The following is a 17,066-nucleotide window of genomic DNA, read 5'->3' as shown; positions in this document are numbered from 1 at the left end:
CATAAAAAAAACAGTGACTTTAAGCCACTGTTTTTTATATCTCAATTTACTTTAGCACTAATTACTAACGTTGATATTTAACTCTTTAAAGACCTGTTTTAGCTGCTCAGGAGATTGTGTTAAATTAATCAAATTCCCTAAAGGATAAGGTTCTTTAGGGTCTAATGAGATTTTTAGATTTTTCTTTTCAGCACGGAAAAAGTTGTCCGCACTTTTACAAAACTCTTGATGCTTCTCAATGCCCATCATGACAAGCTGATTCTCACATTCCTGCATATAGTTATCAGGGACCTTATTTTGCTTGGCGCTTTTTTCTACCAATCCCTTATCATAAAAAGCGACGGAAAGGTCATCTAAACGAACCGTAGATAACGCCGCAAATGCTTGGAAAGGATTACGCTCTAATTCAGCTCTCTTATCTTTGGCTAATGCAATAAAACCACTTGCATCTTTAATATCAAGAGCAAACTCCATATCCACTGCTTTTTCCTGATTTAACATCACAGAAAAATCTACATTACCTTTTTCTATTTCGTGTTCTAATTTTAATGTACCATTAAGTAATGGCAGCTCTTTTAAGTCTAATTCCTGTAAATCTGGTGTCTCTGCAATGAACGTTGCCACAGGAGATTTACCTGACTCATCACTTACCCCGTTAAACGTTATATCAAGTTTAAATTCTTTATCGCTATCCTCGAAATTTTTAACATCTAATTGTTGAATAAACAATTTTTTACCCGTTTCTGGGACTGTAATTTCGACCTTATTTAAGGTAGCGGTATTATCCAAACGTGCACTTAACTTTTCCCACATCACAGAATTCTCTAACTTATGTTTAGCTAAATAAGCACGAGCCTTCTCTTCTGCTTTTTGAGTAGCAAAATAATTACCTCCAAACCATACCCCTGCACCAATAACTGCTACCGCCATAACACCTACTAGCGTCTTTTTAGCTAACGTCATTCCACACTCCTTTAAAAATGTAGTTAAATACTCAATTACTGTCGCCATTTTACATAAAAACACAGTAAGAAGTATCTAACCACATATTACGCATTAATAATTTACTGATAAATATTGGCGCCTTTTCTTAAAAACTCAATGGATTTTTCTTGCATCCCTTTATTTCTTTCTGCATAGTCCCTAACTTCTTGCGTAATTTTCATAGAGCAGAATTTAGGACCACACATAGAACAAAAATGGGCAATTTTAGCACCTTCTGCTGGTAATGTCTGATCATGATAACTTTCAGCACGCTCTGGGTCTAAGCCTAGTCTAAATTGATCACGCCACCTAAATTCAAACCGTGCTTTAGATAAAGCATTATCACGTAATTGCGCCCCTGGCCACCCTTTCGCCAAATCTGCGGCATGTGCTGCTAGCTTATACGTAATAATGCCAGTACGTACATCCTCTTTATCAGGCAACCCTAAATGTTCCTTTGGCGTCACATAACACAGCATCGCCGTACCATACCAAGCAATATTAGTCGCGCCTATACCTGAGGTAATATGGTCGTAGCCAGGTGCAATATCTGTGACCAATGGTCCAAGAGTATAAAATGGCGCTTCAAAACAATGCTTAAGCTCTTCTGTCATATTCTGTTGTACACGTTGTAAAGGAACATGACCCGGTCCCTCAATCATCACCTGAACATCATGCTTCCATGCTTTTGCTGTTAACTCACCCAGCGTATGTAGCTCTCCAAACTGCGCCTCATCATTAGCATCCGCAATACAACCCGGTCTTAATCCATCACCTAATGAAAAGGACACATCATATGCTTTCATAATCTCGCAAATTTCATCAAAATGCATATAAAGAAAGTTCTCTTGATGATGAGCTAAACACCATTTCGCCATGATAGAGCCCCCTCTTGATACAATACCGGTCAAACGGCTAGCTGTCAGTGGCACATATCGCAAGAGTACTCCTGCATGAATAGTAAAATAATCTACACCCTGCTCAGCCTGCTCAATTAAGGTATCCCTAAATAGCTCCCATGTTAAGTCTTCTGCAATTCCCCCTGTTTTTTCCAATGCTTGATAAATAGGTACAGTCCCTATTGGTACAGGAGCATTACGAATAATCCACTCACGTGTTTCATGAATATGCTCACCTGTCGATAAATCCATAATTGTATCTGCCCCCCACCTAAGCGCCCAGACCATTTTTTCGACTTCTTCCGTCAGTGATGAGGTAACAGCTGAATTGCCTAAATTACCATTGATTTTGACGCGAAAATTACGTCCAATAATCATAGGCTCAATTTCAGGGTGATTAATATTGGCAGGAATAATCGCTCGACCAGCAGCAACTTCTTGTCGCACAAACTCTGGGGTGATTTGATCAGGATGTTGCGGAATATTTGCACCAAAATGCTGTCCTGAATGCTGTTTTAATAATTTGGTATAACGAGGGTCACGCAATAGCTCATCCAACTTCAACCGCTCACGAATTGCCACAAACTCCATTTCTGGTGTGATGATGCCTTTGCGTGCATAATGCATCTGTGTCACATTATGCCCTGCCTTAGCACGTCTTGGCTGAGTAATTTGATTAAACCGTAAATGGGCAGTAGTCGGATCATGTGCTCGTTCTTGCCCATATTGACTAGACAACGTAGGCAAAATTTCTGTGTCTTGCCGCTCTTCTAGCCACGCATGGCGGATAGGTGGCAAGCCTTTTTTTAAGTCAATACCCACATCTGCTTGACCATAAACTCCACTCGTATCATAGACAGGGATAGGTGGATTTTCTTCAATACCTGCTGATGTAATAGTATCGTCTTGATAAATTTCTCGGCATGGTACTTGAATATCAGGACGACTACCTTGAAGGTACACTTTTGCAGAATTAGGATAAGCGAATTGAACACCTAAAGAGGCACTCAGTTGCTCCAATGCATGAGCTTCATTTCCCTTAGATTTAGCCATTAAAACACTCCTTTTGGTAAAAAAGAAACAGGAGTGTGACTGCAATTACCCCTAGAAAAATCACCTAGGCTAGTTGTAGTTAGAAACTCCCCACGCAAGTATTATCTTGATCGGGTATAAAGGGTAATTCTCAGCCATATTAATCATTATGAAATATAGCACCCCTGTTTCGGCTGACATAAATATAGCCTAGTTTGCTAAAAATAACAACTCTACCTCAAATAACAACTCGATTCCCTTGCCAAATTTGTTTTTCCAAGTCTTATATAAGACTTACCGAAAATGCTTTTTTACTTTATAATAGAGAGAATATTTATTCTTAACCGACTTCAGGAAAATAACTATGTTGGAAGCATATCGTAAACATGAAGCAGAACGTGCTGCTTTAGGCATTCCTGCCCTCCCCCTCTCAGCAAAACAAACAGCTGACTTAATTGAACTACTCAAAAATCCTCCAGCAGGTGAAGAGAAGTTTTTATTAGATTTATTAACTCATCGTGTTCCTGCGGGCGTTGATGATGCAGCAAAAGTAAAAGCATCTTATTTAGCAGCGATTGCTTTCGGTTCTGAAAAAAATGCCTTAATCAGTCCTGCACTTGCAACTGAGCTATTGGGTACAATGCTTGGTGGTTATAACATCAGCCCATTAATTGACTTATTAGACAATGCTGAACTTGGTCAAATCGCTGCCAATGGTTTGAAAAAAACATTGTTAATGTTTGACTCTTTCCATGATGTGAAAGAAAAAGCCGACAAAGGCAATGCGTTTGCTAAAGAAGTTCTTCAAAGCTGGGCAGATGCAGAATGGTTCACAAGCCGTCCTGAAGTACCAGAAAGCTTAAAAATCACTGTATTTAAAGTACCCGGTGAAACCAATACAGATGACTTATCACCTGCTCCAGATGCAACAACACGCCCTGATATCCCTATGCACGCTTTAGCGATGCTAAAAAACAAACGCGAAGGCGCACCTTTCACGCCAGAAGAAGATGGTAAACGTGGTCCTGTTGCGTTTATCCAATCACTAAAAGAAAAAGGTAACTTAGTTGCTTATGTAGGTGACGTTGTTGGTACTGGTTCTTCTCGTAAATCAGCTACTAACTCCGTATTGTGGTTCACTGGTGAAGATATTCCTTTTATTCCTAACAAACGCTTTGGTGGCGTATGCTTAGGTGGCAAAATTGCACCTATTTTCTACAATACTATGGAAGATGCTGGTGCATTACCAATTGAATTAGACGTTAGCCAAATGAATATGGGAGACGTTGTTGAATTACGCCCATACGAAGGTAAAGCGCTAAAAGACGGTAAAGTAATTTCTGAATTCCAAGTGAAGTCAGATGTACTATTTGACGAAGTTCGTGCTGGTGGTCGTATTCCATTAATTATCGGTCGTGGTCTAACAGCCAAAGCTCGTGAAGCGTTAGGTCTACCACCATCAACCCTATTCCGTTTACCAAAAGACCCTGCAGATACTGGCAAAGGCTTTACATTAGCTCAAAAAATGGTTGGTCGTGCCTGTGGTCTTCCAGAAGGTAAAGGCGTACGTCCTGGCACATACTGTGAGCCTCGTATGACATCTGTTGGTAGCCAAGATACAACAGGTCCAATGACTCGTGATGAGTTAAAAGACTTAGCATGTTTAGGCTTCTCTGCTGATTTGGTCATGCAATCTTTCTGCCATACAGCCGCTTATCCAAAACCAGTAGACGTGAAAACACATCACGAGTTACCAGAGTTTATTTCTAGCCGTGGTGGTATTTCTCTACGTCCAGGTGACGGTGTTATTCACTCATGGTTAAACCGTATGTTATTACCTGATACTGTAGGTACAGGTGGTGACTCTCATACTCGTTTCCCTGTTGGTATTAGTTTCCCTGCGGGCTCTGGTTTAGTTGCTTTCGCCGCAGCTACTGGTGTAATGCCTCTAGATATGCCTGAATCTGTGCTTGTACGCTTCAAAGGTCAAATGCAACCGGGCGTAACATTGCGTGACCTCGTTAATGCTATTCCTTACTATGCCATTAAACAAGGTTTACTCACTGTCGCTAAACAAGGTAAGAAAAATATTTTCTCTGGCCGTATCTTAGAGATTGAAGGATTACCTGATCTTAAAGTTGAACAAGCCTTTGAATTAACAGATGCTTCTGCTGAACGCTCTGCTGCTGGTTGTACTGTTCATTTAAATAAAGAACCAATCATTGAATACATCAAATCTAATATCACACTATTAAAAGTGATGATTGCAGAAGGCTATCAAGATGCTCGTTCATTAGCACGTCGTATCAAAGCAATGGAAGCATGGTTAGCAAATCCACAACTGTTAAAAGCAGATGAGGATGCTGAGTACGCTGCGGTAATCGAAATTGATTTGAATGAAATTCATGAGCCTATCGTTGCCTGCCCTAACGATCCAGATGACGTGAAAACATTATCTGATGTGGCTGGCGTGAAGATTGATGAAGTGTTTATCGGTAGTTGTATGACTAATATTGGTCACTTCCGTGCCGCGTCTAAATTGCTCGAAGGCAAACGTGATATCCCTGTTCGCTTATGGGTAGCCCCTCCAACCAAAATGGATGCTGAACAGCTTTCTGAAGAAGGTCATTACGGCGTTTTAGGTGTTGCTGGTGCTCGTACAGAAATGCCTGGTTGTTCTCTATGTATGGGCAACCAAGCACAGGTCCGTACAGGAGCAACTGTGATGTCTACTAGTACTCGTAACTTCCCTAACCGTTTAGGTAAAGATACTAATGTTTACTTAGGCTCTGCGGAGTTAGCGGCTATCTGCTCACGTCTAGGTCGCATTCCTACTCGTGAAGAGTACTTAGCTGATATCGGTGTGATTAATGAAAATGGCGATAAAATTTATCGTTACATGAACTTTGATCAAATCGAAAGCTATGCAGAAAAAGCTGAGAGCGTTACACTAGACTAAATAGTGTTACTCCTCGTTTCAGTGAGGACAAAAACTATCTAGTTTTGTTAATATAATCGCTACACTTAAAGCCAATCTTGATATAAAGTCAGGGTTGGCTTTTACCATAAGTCATTTTTATAGGATTAAGCTGTTTATGACATCTAACCCTCGTGCAGACCTTCTCAAAGAGCGTTTACAACAACTCGACCCTTTGGAATTAATTATTGAGGATGAGTCACATCTGCATGCTGGTCATGCAGGAAGCCGTAACGGAGCAAGTCATTTCCGAGTGACTATTTGTTCTGAACAGTTTCGAGGATTAACTCGCGTGGCTCAGCAACGTTTAGTTTTTGATACGCTTAACGATTTACTTCCTTATCCTATTCATGCCTTAGCTCTTATTACCAAAATACCTTCTTAATTTTTTTAAGGAATAACAACAATGACTCTTTCTATCAAACCACTTATTATTGCAATCGCTTTAGGTGCAAGCTTCCCTGCTATGGCACAAGATGCAGCTATTGTAAACGGTAAAACAATTACACAAGCAGAAGTAAATGCTACAGCAGAAGCCATGGGTATGAAAGATGCTGATGCAGAGACTAAAAAGAAAGTGCTAGAAAACTTAATTACTCAAACGGCACTAGAGCAAGAAGCTGAAAAACTTGGGGTGGATAAAGATAAAGACTTTCAAATGGCACTAGAAAATGCACGCGCTAATCTCTTAATCTCTGCTCTAGTTAAGCAATGGGAAGAAAAAAATCCAGTAAAAGACGCAGATGTAAAAGCGAAATACGATGAACTATCAGTAAAAGTAGGTTCACGCCAAGAATACAATGTACGCCATATCTTAGTTAAAGATGAAGCAACAGCTAAAAAGCTTATCGCTGACATTAAAGCGAAAAAAATTAGTTTTGCTGACGCCGCTAAAAAATCTTCTGAAGACAAAGGTTCTGGTGCTGAAGGTGGTGAATTAGGTTGGGCACCTGCTAGCCGTTATGTCCCAGAATTTGCTAAAGCTGTAGAAGCAGGCAAAAAAGGTGAGCTTATCGCTGAACCTGTTAAATCTGAATTTGGTTATCACGTGATTGAAGTCGTAGACACTCGTCCTATTAAGGCACCTGCTTTTGAAGAAGTAAAAGCCCAATTAACTGATCAAGTGCGCCAAGAAGCTATGTTGAAATACGCTAAAGAAATTCGTGACAAAGCTAAAGTTGAAATTAAATAAGTGAATCATCACGACTAGTATCATCAACTACTACTAGTAAAGTCCAACCTCTTATTGTGATAAACAATAAGAGGTTTTTTACGCATTTATATTCATAATCATCTAAATAATTCACCTCGTAATAATCCACAGAGAGTTAATTATGTGCATTAATTTATATGCTCTAATTGCCTTTAAATTAGGATTTACACGACAATTTCAATGCTTTTTAGACTAAGTCTAGCCATGACCGTAAAAAAGGGATAATATAGTTCATTAAATCTAATTTGAACGAAGCAATCATGACTACATTTAATTTCTCATTATCCAAAAGAGCTAGTACTGCCACTAGCTCAGTTATCCGTGAAATCCTCAAAGTAACAGAGCGTCCAGATGTTATTTCATTTGCAGGTGGTTTACCATCACCTGAGGGCTTCCCCGTCGAAAAACTTAGACAAGCCTATGATACGGTCATGAGTAACCATCCCAAAGTCGCTTTACAATATGGACCCACAGAAGGCTATCGCCCTTTACGTGAATGGGTGGTTAGCGACTTCAAGGCTCGTGGCGTAGATATCACCGTTGATAATGTTCTTGTCGTATCAGGATCTCAACAAGCACTTGATTTAATTGGTAAATTATTTATTGATGAAGGCTCAAAAGTAGTTCTTGAATCACCGTCATACTTAGGTGCCATCCAATCATTTAATCAATTTGGTCCTACTTATGCTGCTGTACCTACTGATGAATTAGGTCTTGTTCCAGAAGGTTTGACTGATGAGATTGCTAAAGATGCTCGTTTCCTTTATGCCTTACCTAACTTCCAAAACCCTACAGGTCGTACATTAAACCTTGAGCGTCGTATTGCCTTAGTTAAACGCTGTGCTGAGCTTAACCTTCCTTTAATCGAAGATGATCCTTATGGTGAGTTACGCTTTGAGGGCGAAGCTCTACCAGGATTATTCGCTTTATCTCAGCAATATGGTGGTACCGTGATTCGCATGGGATCATTCTCTAAAGTATTAGCACCAGGTATGCGTATTGGCTTTGTAATTGCTCCAGAAGCGATTATTGCCAAGATGGTTCAATTAAAACAAGCTACCGATCTTCATACCGCCTCTATCACTCAAATGGCTGTTTATGAAGCTGTTAAAGATGGTTTTTTAACTGAACATTTACCCAAAGTTCGAGAGCTTTACAAACGTCAATGTGGTTATATGCTAGAAGCACTAGAAGAAAACTTCAAGGGTATTGATGTTACATGGACTCATCCATCTGGTGGTATGTTCCTATGGTTGACGTTTAACGAAAGTATCAATACGACTGAGTTATTACCACGTGCAGTTGATGAGCAAAAAGTAGCTTATGTTCCTGGTCAACCTTTCTATCCATTGGCAGACAAGCCTGTGACTAATAACTTACGTCTAAGCTTTGTCACTGTACCAGAAGATAAAATCCGTACAGGTATTGCTAATCTAGCAAAGCTTTTTAACTAAAAATCAGGCTTCCCTTCTTGGGATTTTGACGTGCAGGGTTTCCAAAAGTTTAGCTTTCAAAAAGCATTACTTATCCCCACAAAACCCTGCACGCCGAAAGTACTTACATTACCTTAACCTGTTTTTTTAACTAAAAATCAGGCTTCCCTTCTTGGGACAATCAATCACCCAGAAGCCTGCATTTTTAACTAAAAATCAAGCTTTCCTTCTTGGGATTTTGACGCGCAGGGTTTCCAAAAGTTTAGCTTTCAAAAAGCATTACTTATCCCCACAAAACCCTGCACGCCGAAAGTACTTACATTACCTTAACCTGTTTTTTTAACTAAAAATCAGGCTTCCCTTCTTGGGATTTTGACGTGCAGGGTTTCCAAAAGTTTAGCTTTCAAAAAGCATTACTTATCCCCACAAAACCCTGCACGCCGAAAGTACTTACATTACCTTAACCTGTTTTTTTAACTAAAAATCAGGCTTCCCTTTTGTCCGATTTTAACCAAAAGACGTATTAGCTTTTTTTTCTATTTTGAGGTATAAATAAAGATATATTTCATAACCCAAAATGGAGAAAGCTATGCTTGCTCAGCAGACTTTAAAACAGTTTTCTATTGGCGATAAAACCGGCCAATTATATTCACTCCCCACCCTAGCCAAACAACTCAATATCTCTCTATCTCACCTACCTGTCTCAATCCGTATTGTTCTTGAGACCTTACTACGTCATCAAGATAATGTCAAAATTACCGATGAACATATCAAGGCTTTAGCTACTTGGGAACCTAATGCCAAACGTACGGAAGAGATTCCATTTATTGTGGCACGTGTTGTTTTACAAGATTTTACTGGCGTTCCCTTGCTAGCTGACCTAGCTGCTATGCGCACTGTTGCTGAAAATATGGGTAAAGATCCAAAAAGAATTGAACCACTAGTACCAGTTGACTTAGTAGTAGATCACTCTGTAATGATTGACTATTACGGCACCAAAGAATCATTAGATTTAAACATGAAACTTGAGTTTCAACGCAATAAAGAGCGTTATCAATTTATGAAATGGGGTATGCAAGCCTTTGATACCTTTGGTGTAGTTCCTCCGGGGTTTGGTATTGTTCACCAAGTTAACCTTGAATATCTTGCTCCAGGCGTTCACAAAACTAAAGATGGTATTTACTATCCTGACTCACTAGTGGGTACTGACTCTCATACAACCATGATTAACGGTGTAGGTGTTGTTGGTTGGGGTGTTGGTGGTATTGAAGCTGAAGCAGGTATGTTGGGACAACCAGTCTATTTCCTCACTCCTGATGTTGTTGGTGTAGAGCTAACAGGTCAATTAAAACCAGGCGTAACCGCTACAGACTTAGTACTTACGTTAACAGAATTACTACGCCGCGAAAAAGTAGTGGGTAAATTTGTAGAGTTCTGTGGTGAGGGTACAGCCAGTATTAACGTACCTAATCGTGCGACCATTGCGAACATGGCGCCTGAATATGGTGCGACTATGGGCTTTTTCCCTGTTGATGACAAAACTATCGAATACTTCAAAGGCACAGGTCGCTCTGATGAAGCTATCGAAGCCTTTAAAGCTTATTTCCAAGCTCAAGAGCTTTATGGTATTCCACGTGCCAATGACATCAACTATACCAAATTACTACACTTAGACCTATCAAGTATTGAGCCATCAGTCGCAGGTCCTAAACGCCCTCAAGATCGTATTGTTTTACCAAATATTAAATCGACTTTTGAACAATTGTTTACAGCACCTATTCAAAACAATGGGTTTAACCAAGATGTGGCTGCATTAGACAAAACATACACAGCGCAAAATGGCATTGAGATCAAACAAGGAGATATTCTAATTGCGGCTATCACCTCATGCACCAATACCTCTAACCCTAGTGTATTACTCGCAGCAGGTCTATTAGCCAAAAAAGCGGTAGAGGCTGGCTTACAGATTAAACCTCATATCAAAACTTCTTTAGCCCCTGGATCACGTGTAGTGACAGAGTATTTAGAAAAAACAGGTCTACTGCCTTATCTAGAACAGCTTGGTTTTGATATTTCTGCTTATGGTTGTACTACCTGTATTGGTAATGCTGGTGATTTATTACCTGAGTTCAATCAGCTCATTACTGAAAATAATTTAGTCTGCTCAGCTATTTTATCGGGTAACCGTAACTTTGAGGCACGCATCCATCCAAATATTAAAGCAAACTTCTTAGCCTCACCGCCTCTAGTAGTGGCGTATGCATTAGCTGGCAATATTCGTAAAAATCTAACTGTCGAGCCAATTGCCATAAACAAAGAAGGCAAAGCTATCTATCTACAAGATATTTGGCCAAGCAATGAAGAAATTCAAGCCCTTCTTCCTCAAGCAATGGAACCAACCGTTTATCGCCAAAATTACGAACAAATCAAGACTAATCCCGGAGAGCTATGGAAACGTATTGAAGGCGTCACTGGTAACGTATATAACTGGCCTGAATCAACTTATATTGCTAAGCCACCATTCTTTGATCAATTCAGTATGACTCCTGGATCAATACCTAGTATCAAGCAAGCACGAATCTTAGGTATTTTTGGTGACTCAGTAACGACTGACCATATCTCTCCTGCAGGCTCAATCAAAGAAACATCACCTGCTGGTCAATGGTTAATCCAGCACGATATTTCCAAAGGTGACTTCAACAGCTACGGCTCTCGCCGTGGTAACCATGAAGTAATGATTCGTGGTACGTTTGCCAATGTCCGCATCAAAAACTTAATGATTCCACCCAAAGCAGATGGCTCACTCGTTGAAGGTGGTGAAACTATCTATCAACCAACAGGAGAACAAGTCTCTATCTTTGATGCCGCAATGCGCTATATTAGTCACAATACCCCAACTGTTATCTTTGCAGGTGAAGAATATGGTACAGGTTCATCTCGAGACTGGGCTGCCAAAGGTACTCAATTGCTAGGTGTTAAAGCCGTAATTGCACGAAGCTTTGAGCGTATTCATCGCAATAACCTAGTAGGTATGGGTGTTCTACCATTACAATTTAAAGGTGATGATAGTATTAGTAAACTTGGCATTACGGGTAATGAAGTCATTGATATATCAGGTCTAGAAAATGGTATTCAAGCACAACAAGATGTTGTCCTAACTATCCATCGTGCTGATGGTACTAGCACACAGGTCACCGTATTGTTACGTATTGATACGCCAATTGAAGTAGAATACTACCAACATGGAGGCATTCTACCATTCGTCTTACGTCAATTGCTTGCCTAATAAATCTGTTATTGCCGTAAGAAATTACTACCAGTAATAGTAATTTAATAAAGTAGTTTTAATGTGGGCTTTGAGATGAACTCATAAGAGTAAATCCGAGCCCACTGTGCTTTTAATTGAGTTATTATTCCCCATATCTTAAAAATAACGGTTAAATAGCTCACCAAACATACTTTACTAAAGGCTATACCCTCTCTTATTTGTGGATAAATATTAATGTCAACACACCAACCTTCGTTATCTCATGAGAATAATCCAATTTTAGAAAAAGACTTTTACCCTTTCCCCATTATTGATATCTTTTGTCGAGTGATTGATAACTATGGTGATATTGGTGTTTGCTGGCGTTTGGCTAATAATTTATATGAGTTAGTCATACGTTATCAACTTGGACAATTACAGGTGAGAGAAAACAGTGTTATTGCCCAAGTATGTCGTCACCTTGGTTCTTCAACATTCATCCGAACTCCTATACGTCTTTGGGTGGATGATTTACATAGTTTTGCTAAAATTGCTCCCAATCTCAACCCATCTCTCAATCAACAAATACTCGCTAATATCCATATTCATCAGTGGAATACAGAGACTATTCAGCAAGCCGTGCCAACAGCTATTGTTATTGAAGCATTTGCAACAGATTTAGATGATTGTTATCAAGCTGCTATGACTGGTAAAACACAATACTGGTTCAACTTAGAGTATCTAAGTGCTGAGCCATGGGTAGAAGATTTTCATGCACAACCCTCTATACAAAAAAATAAAGTACCAAAATATTTTTTCTTCCCAGGATTTACGGATAAAACTGGAGGATTATTACGCGAGCCAAACCTAATTAAATCACTCACCGCATTTGAACAGAATCAGTCCGCACAAGTAGACTTTCTTTCTACCTATGTTCATCCTAATGCTGCCCATGCACTAGTGCGTAAAGAGCGTTTAATTAGCCTTTTTTGCTATCCACATGCACCTGTAAAAGCCCTTCTTACATCAATCGCACAAGTAGGAATACCCACTACTATTTTAATTCCCGATGGTGTTGCCACCAATACAGAACGCATATTAAACACATTATCAATACATAATAAACATATTTTAAATACTATTAACATTCAACGATTTAACTTTATTCCTCAAGAGCAGTTTGACTATTTGCTTGCTATTTGTGATATCAATTTTGTGCGTGGTGAAGATAGTTTTGTTCGAGCTATTTGGTCAGGTAAGCCTTTTATCTGGCATATTTACCACCAACAAGAAGATGCTCATTTAGAAAAACTTAATGCATGGTTAAGTAATCGACAACAACAATGCCCTGAAGAAAATTCTCTTATCAGCTTGGATTCACTTCATCAATTATGGAATCAACCAGGAGAGAATTTAGCGGATCTATTGACTCACATTTTACAACCCAACATGCTTGAGTTATCTCATCAGTATCATCAAAAATATCGAGAAAAATTACTCAAAAATCCAACTTTGTCTTTTTCTCTGCTTAATTTTTAGACAAACAGCTAATAAACAAGATAAAATAGCAGTCTATACAGGAAACGAAACTCTTTCTTTATTGTTTCCTTTTTAACACTAAGCTCTTCATAGGCTTTTATTTATCGTTTATTTATTCCACTCGGAGTTTTTTAATGAAAACCGCTCAAGAATTGCGCGTAGGTAACGTAGTGATGGTTGATGGCAACCCACTAGTGGTACAAAAAGCAGAATATAACAAATCAGGTCGTAACGCTGCTGTTGTTAAAATCAAATTCAAAAACTTATTAACTGCATCAGGTTCTGAAACTGTTTACAAAGCAGATGAAAAATTTGACGTTGTCGTGTTAGACAAAAAAGAATGTACGTATTCTTACTTTGCTGATCCAATGTATGTTTTTATGGATGAAGAATACAATCAACATGATGTTGAAGCAGATAATATGGGTGATGCACTTAACTTCTTAGAAGAAGGTATGACTGTTGAAGTAGTATTCTACGAAGGTCGCGCTATCTCTGTAGAACTACCAACAATTATCGTTCGTGAAATCACTTACACAGAACCAGCTGTAAAAGGTGATACTTCAGGCAAAGTAATGAAACCAGCAAAAATCAATACTGGTTTTGAACTTGCTGTACCTCTATTCTGCAATATTGGTGACAAAATCGAAATCGATACCCGTACTAACGAATATCGTAGCCGAGTAATGTAATTGTTAAGTCTAAGCAAAACTATCGCTTGTTTTGTTTTGGCACTTTTTTTAGTAGCTCTCATTATCTTGGGAGCTACTTTAATTAGTACCATGGGCATAGGACAAGCTCTCAGTGTTGAACTTGCATGGCAAATCCTTTTACAATATGTCTTAGCGACAGCACATAAATTAGGTGTCGTAGCCATAATACTAGCTCTGATTTATCACTATACCCCACCCTCTCTGCCTCGTTTTGTATTAACAGTGGCTTTAGCATTTCCTATCGGTGCCTTATATAACTACATCCAGTTAGTCCTAATGGAAAGCTCTGCCAATGAGCAACTAGCCACAATGAGTACAGGACAAATTTTTCAAGCCTTTTTAATTTACTACGGCATGATGGCTGCTCTCTTAGCATTTATCGGTGGCCTTTTATGTAAATACCTTGAAAAACGCCAACTCAAAAAATAAAAAATCCCATCTCTAGTCAAAAAACAAGAAATGGGATTTATGGCATAAAACGGTTATCTTGAACATAACCATCATAGATAAACTTACTCAACACTATAACGTAATTTTCGCTCCCAGTACGTCGACAAATTGACGTATCCATGCTGGATGAGCAGGCCATGCTGGTGCTGTTACCAAATGACCGTCCGTAACCGCTTCAGTCACTTTAATATCTGCATAAGTACCACCTGCCAATTTCACCTCTGCCGCACAAGCGGGATAAGCCGAACATAGCTTACCCTGCAAGATTCCCGCTGCCGCTAAAATTTGTGCTCCATGACATACAGCCGCTATTGGTTTTTTGTTATCATCAAAGTACTTAACAATAGCTAAAACCTTATCATTCATACGTAAGTATTCTGGTGCTCGACCGCCGGGAATCAATAAACCAGCATAATCCTCAACCTTGACAGCATCAAAATCATAGTTGATAGCAAAATTATGCCCTCTTTTTTCACTATATGTTTGATCACCTTCAAAATCATGAATAGCCGTAGCGACAGTATCTCCTGATTTTTTGTTTGGGCAAACAGCATGTACTTCATAACCTAATGCCAATAGACACTGAAAAGGAACCATCGTCTCATAATCTTCAGCATAGTCACCGACAAGCATTAAAATCTTCTTACTCATAAAACCTCCTACATTAATTGTCATCACAACATAATATCGCTATTCTCTGTGAGTGTTTACACTCATCTCTCGCGGTGTTTACCACATATTTACATTAATTAGATGTTTTAGTGTAATACTTCCTTGAACTTTCAAATATTAGGTTTATTTTGCATTTGCAAGTATTTAAAAATCCATTAGAACAAAAAGCTAGTCCCTAAAATTATTAAAACTTAATGGTGCATCACTCACCTCTTTTTTCAGCAAAGCAATTACTTCTTGTAGCGTATCCCTTTTTGCGCCACTAACTCGTACCGTATCACCCTGAATACTCGCTTGAACTTTTAATTTACTATCTTTGATTTGCTTAACAATACGTTTTGCCAAATCACCTGTCACACCTTTTTTAATCGTGGCATACTGCTTTAATTTATCACCTGATATTTTCTCTTGCTTACCATATTCCAAAAAACGTAAATCCACATTGCGTTTGGCTAATTTATTAATCAATACATCTTTGACCTGATTCACTTTGAAATCATCATCAGCATAAATTGTCAATTCCAATTCTTTTTGTTCAATACGAGCATCAGATCCCTTAAAGTCAAATCGTGTAGAAATTTCTTTATTTGCTTGATCTACCGCATTACGGACTTCAATCATATCTGCTTCACTTACGACATCAAATGACGGCATAGTTATATCCCTTATAAAAATTATCATCTTATTAACAATTATTTTACCGTTTTAAGATTGAAATTCCATCAAATTGCACTATTTAACAAAAGTCACTGTCATTAAGTCGTTATGATAGCGTGCTAGTATCTGTTTGCTATAGATTTATGCTTTTTACCAGAGAGATGAAGGTACTAACACGTTATTTAGCTATTTATTTGTGACACAAAGAAATAAACTAAATAATTCTTAACTATTAAGTTTAAGATAAATCTATACAATAGAAGATTGTAGAGTTGTCATAAAAAGACATCAATTTAACCATTGGTTCAACTTGAGTTCATTTTTTAAAGCAACTAACAATTTTTATATATTATTCATTTCTTAAAGGATAGATGATGAGTGCATTTAATATTTTGGAACAATTATTTGGCAAAGGTGCTGGTAATATTCTTGACGGTTTACAACAACAAGCGCGTGATACCTATGAACAAGCTCGTCAGTCTGAGAGTTTGAATAAAATCCAAAGCCAAGGTACAGATATTTTTAATCAAATCAAAGATGCCACAACTGGTGACAAATCAGTCTTAACTGATGGTGATAAAACTAGCTTAGCCGCTGGTGCATTAGCTGTTTTATTAGGACAAAAAACAGATAGTAATTTAGCAAAAATTGGTGGCTTAGCAGCATTAGGTACTGTTGCTTTCAAAGCATTCCAACGCTGGCAGGCGCAACAAGCACAAAGCTCATCATCTGATATTTTTGCGCAAGGAGGTTCAATTCCTGCGTCTAATCCAGTAACTGAAAGTGACTCTATCGCTTCTACTGAAAACAATACTGCTGTCGCTCCAGTGGTAGAGCAGGCTAGCCGTGCACTTATTATTGCGATGATTTCTGCTGCTAAAGCTGACGGTCATATCCAAGAAGATGAAAAAGCCCAATTGGATGGACATCTTGCACAATTAAGCAATCCACAAGATCGAGCTTGGTTCCAAGCTGAACTTGATCGCCCTGTAGATCCTGCTTACGTTGCTAGTTATGCAACTGACCCACACTTAGCTGCTCAAATTTATGCCATGAGTTTAGCGATGTGCAATCAACAAAACTTTATGGAAAAAGCCTATTTAGATGAGCTAGCTAGACAATTAAATTTAGACGCTTCTCTAAAAGCTGAACTTGAAGCACAAGTTAAGAATATCTAGGCTTGATAATTCTCACCAACCTCTACTGTAAAACAATTTTAAAAGTGAGCCTTAAAAATCTAATTACTAAGG

13 protein-coding genes and 1 riboswitch are annotated in these 17,066 nt (G+C 38.7%); of the genes, 9 read left to right on the top strand and 4 right to left on the bottom strand.

Going from position 1 to position 17,066, the window contains the following annotated elements; all coding sequences use genetic code 11:
• Positions 1-57 precede the first annotated feature (57 nt).
• Positions 58-963, bottom strand: a complete 906-nt coding sequence (locus BQ4443_RS09175; RefSeq protein WP_071058623.1) for a hypothetical protein — start codon at positions 961-963, stop codon at positions 58-60.
• A 101-nt stretch (positions 964-1,064) separates the two neighbouring features.
• The gene (gene thiC / locus BQ4443_RS09170; protein WP_071058621.1) at positions 1,065-2,936 is read right to left on the bottom strand and encodes a phosphomethylpyrimidine synthase ThiC; all 1,872 of its coding nucleotides are present in this window, start codon (positions 2,934-2,936) and stop codon (positions 1,065-1,067) included.
• A gap of 70 nt (positions 2,937-3,006) precedes the next feature.
• A riboswitch (TPP riboswitch) is annotated at positions 3,007-3,112 on the bottom strand.
• Positions 3,113-3,279: 167 nt separating this feature from the next.
• Between thiC and acnB the strand changes: the two genes are divergently transcribed.
• The 8 genes from acnB to BQ4443_RS09130 all read left to right on the top strand — a co-directional run bounded on the left by acnB (position 3,280) and on the right by BQ4443_RS09130 (position 14,466).
• Positions 3,280-5,874, top strand: coding sequence for a bifunctional aconitate hydratase 2/2-methylisocitrate dehydratase (gene acnB, locus BQ4443_RS09165; RefSeq protein ID WP_023952549.1), 2,595 nt, complete (start codon positions 3,280-3,282; stop codon positions 5,872-5,874).
• A 136-nt stretch (positions 5,875-6,010) separates the two neighbouring features.
• Complete coding sequence (locus BQ4443_RS09160; protein ID WP_023952547.1) at positions 6,011-6,277, top strand: BolA family protein; 267 nt, start codon at positions 6,011-6,013, stop codon at positions 6,275-6,277.
• A 21-nt stretch (positions 6,278-6,298) separates the two neighbouring features.
• Positions 6,299-7,084: a peptidylprolyl isomerase gene (locus BQ4443_RS09155; protein WP_071058619.1), complete on the top strand. Its 786-nt coding sequence runs from the start codon at positions 6,299-6,301 to the stop codon at positions 7,082-7,084.
• Positions 7,085-7,365: 281 nt separating this feature from the next.
• The gene (locus BQ4443_RS09150) at positions 7,366-8,559 is read left to right on the top strand and encodes an aminotransferase-like domain-containing protein (RefSeq protein ID WP_071058617.1); all 1,194 of its coding nucleotides are present in this window, start codon (positions 7,366-7,368) and stop codon (positions 8,557-8,559) included.
• A 568-nt stretch (positions 8,560-9,127) separates the two neighbouring features.
• Positions 9,128-11,824, top strand: coding sequence for an aconitate hydratase AcnA (gene acnA, locus BQ4443_RS09145; protein WP_143000583.1), 2,697 nt, complete (start codon positions 9,128-9,130; stop codon positions 11,822-11,824).
• A gap of 216 nt (positions 11,825-12,040) precedes the next feature.
• Complete coding sequence (locus BQ4443_RS09140) at positions 12,041-13,324, top strand: elongation factor P maturation arginine rhamnosyltransferase EarP (RefSeq protein ID WP_071058613.1); 1,284 nt, start codon at positions 12,041-12,043, stop codon at positions 13,322-13,324.
• Between the two features lie 134 nt (positions 13,325-13,458).
• Positions 13,459-14,016, top strand: coding sequence for an elongation factor P (gene efp / locus BQ4443_RS09135; RefSeq protein ID WP_023952284.1), 558 nt, complete (start codon positions 13,459-13,461; stop codon positions 14,014-14,016).
• Between the two features lie 66 nt (positions 14,017-14,082).
• A complete protein-coding gene (locus BQ4443_RS09130; protein WP_143000582.1) occupies positions 14,083-14,466 on the top strand; it encodes a hypothetical protein in 384 nt (127 codons plus the stop codon).
• A gap of 93 nt (positions 14,467-14,559) precedes the next feature.
• On the opposite strand, the gene BQ4443_RS09125 is transcribed toward BQ4443_RS09130, so the two are convergent.
• Both BQ4443_RS09125 and BQ4443_RS09120 read right to left on the bottom strand, forming a co-directional pair.
• A complete protein-coding gene (locus BQ4443_RS09125; protein WP_071058612.1) occupies positions 14,560-15,138 on the bottom strand; it encodes a DJ-1/PfpI family protein in 579 nt (192 codons plus the stop codon).
• A gap of 189 nt (positions 15,139-15,327) precedes the next feature.
• The gene (locus tag BQ4443_RS09120; RefSeq protein ID WP_023952280.1) at positions 15,328-15,813 is read right to left on the bottom strand and encodes a YajQ family cyclic di-GMP-binding protein; all 486 of its coding nucleotides are present in this window, start codon (positions 15,811-15,813) and stop codon (positions 15,328-15,330) included.
• 374 nt (positions 15,814-16,187) lie between these two features.
• Here BQ4443_RS09120 and BQ4443_RS09115 point away from each other — a divergent pair, with 374 nt between their 5' ends.
• A complete protein-coding gene (locus BQ4443_RS09115) occupies positions 16,188-16,994 on the top strand; it encodes a tellurite resistance TerB family protein (protein ID WP_256330969.1) in 807 nt (268 codons plus the stop codon).
• Positions 16,995-17,066: the final 72 nt, after the last annotated feature.

This window comes from Pelistega sp. MC2 (assembly GCF_900099475.1).
In the GTDB taxonomy this organism is placed as follows: domain Bacteria; phylum Pseudomonadota; class Gammaproteobacteria; order Burkholderiales; family Burkholderiaceae_B; genus Taylorella; species Taylorella indica.
Note: the sequence above shows the minus strand (reverse complement) of the source record. Positions and strands in the feature narration are given on the sequence as shown.

Bases quoted from the DNA above. Each gene is read 5' to 3' on its own strand.
- BQ4443_RS09120 (WP_023952280.1), bottom strand. From the start codon at position 15,813: ATGCCGTCATTTGATGTCGTAAGTGAAGCAGATATGATTGAAGTCCGT.
- BQ4443_RS09155 (WP_071058619.1), top strand. From the start codon at position 6,299: ATGACTCTTTCTATCAAACCACTTATTATTGCAATCGCTTTAGGTGCA.
- BQ4443_RS09160 (WP_023952547.1), top strand. From the start codon at position 6,011: ATGACATCTAACCCTCGTGCAGACCTTCTCAAAGAGCGTTTACAACAA.
- thiC (WP_071058621.1), bottom strand. From the start codon at position 2,936: ATGGCTAAATCTAAGGGAAATGAAGCTCATGCATTGGAGCAACTGAGT.
- BQ4443_RS09140 (WP_071058613.1), top strand. From the start codon at position 12,041: ATGTCAACACACCAACCTTCGTTATCTCATGAGAATAATCCAATTTTA.
- efp (WP_023952284.1), top strand. From the start codon at position 13,459: ATGAAAACCGCTCAAGAATTGCGCGTAGGTAACGTAGTGATGGTTGAT.
- BQ4443_RS09150 (WP_071058617.1), top strand. From the start codon at position 7,366: ATGACTACATTTAATTTCTCATTATCCAAAAGAGCTAGTACTGCCACT.
- acnB (WP_023952549.1), top strand. From the start codon at position 3,280: ATGTTGGAAGCATATCGTAAACATGAAGCAGAACGTGCTGCTTTAGGC.
- acnA (WP_143000583.1), top strand. From the start codon at position 9,128: ATGCTTGCTCAGCAGACTTTAAAACAGTTTTCTATTGGCGATAAAACC.
- BQ4443_RS09175 (WP_071058623.1), bottom strand. From the start codon at position 963: ATGACGTTAGCTAAAAAGACGCTAGTAGGTGTTATGGCGGTAGCAGTT.
- BQ4443_RS09115 (WP_256330969.1), top strand. From the start codon at position 16,188: ATGATGAGTGCATTTAATATTTTGGAACAATTATTTGGCAAAGGTGCT.
- BQ4443_RS09125 (WP_071058612.1), bottom strand. From the start codon at position 15,138: ATGAGTAAGAAGATTTTAATGCTTGTCGGTGACTATGCTGAAGATTAT.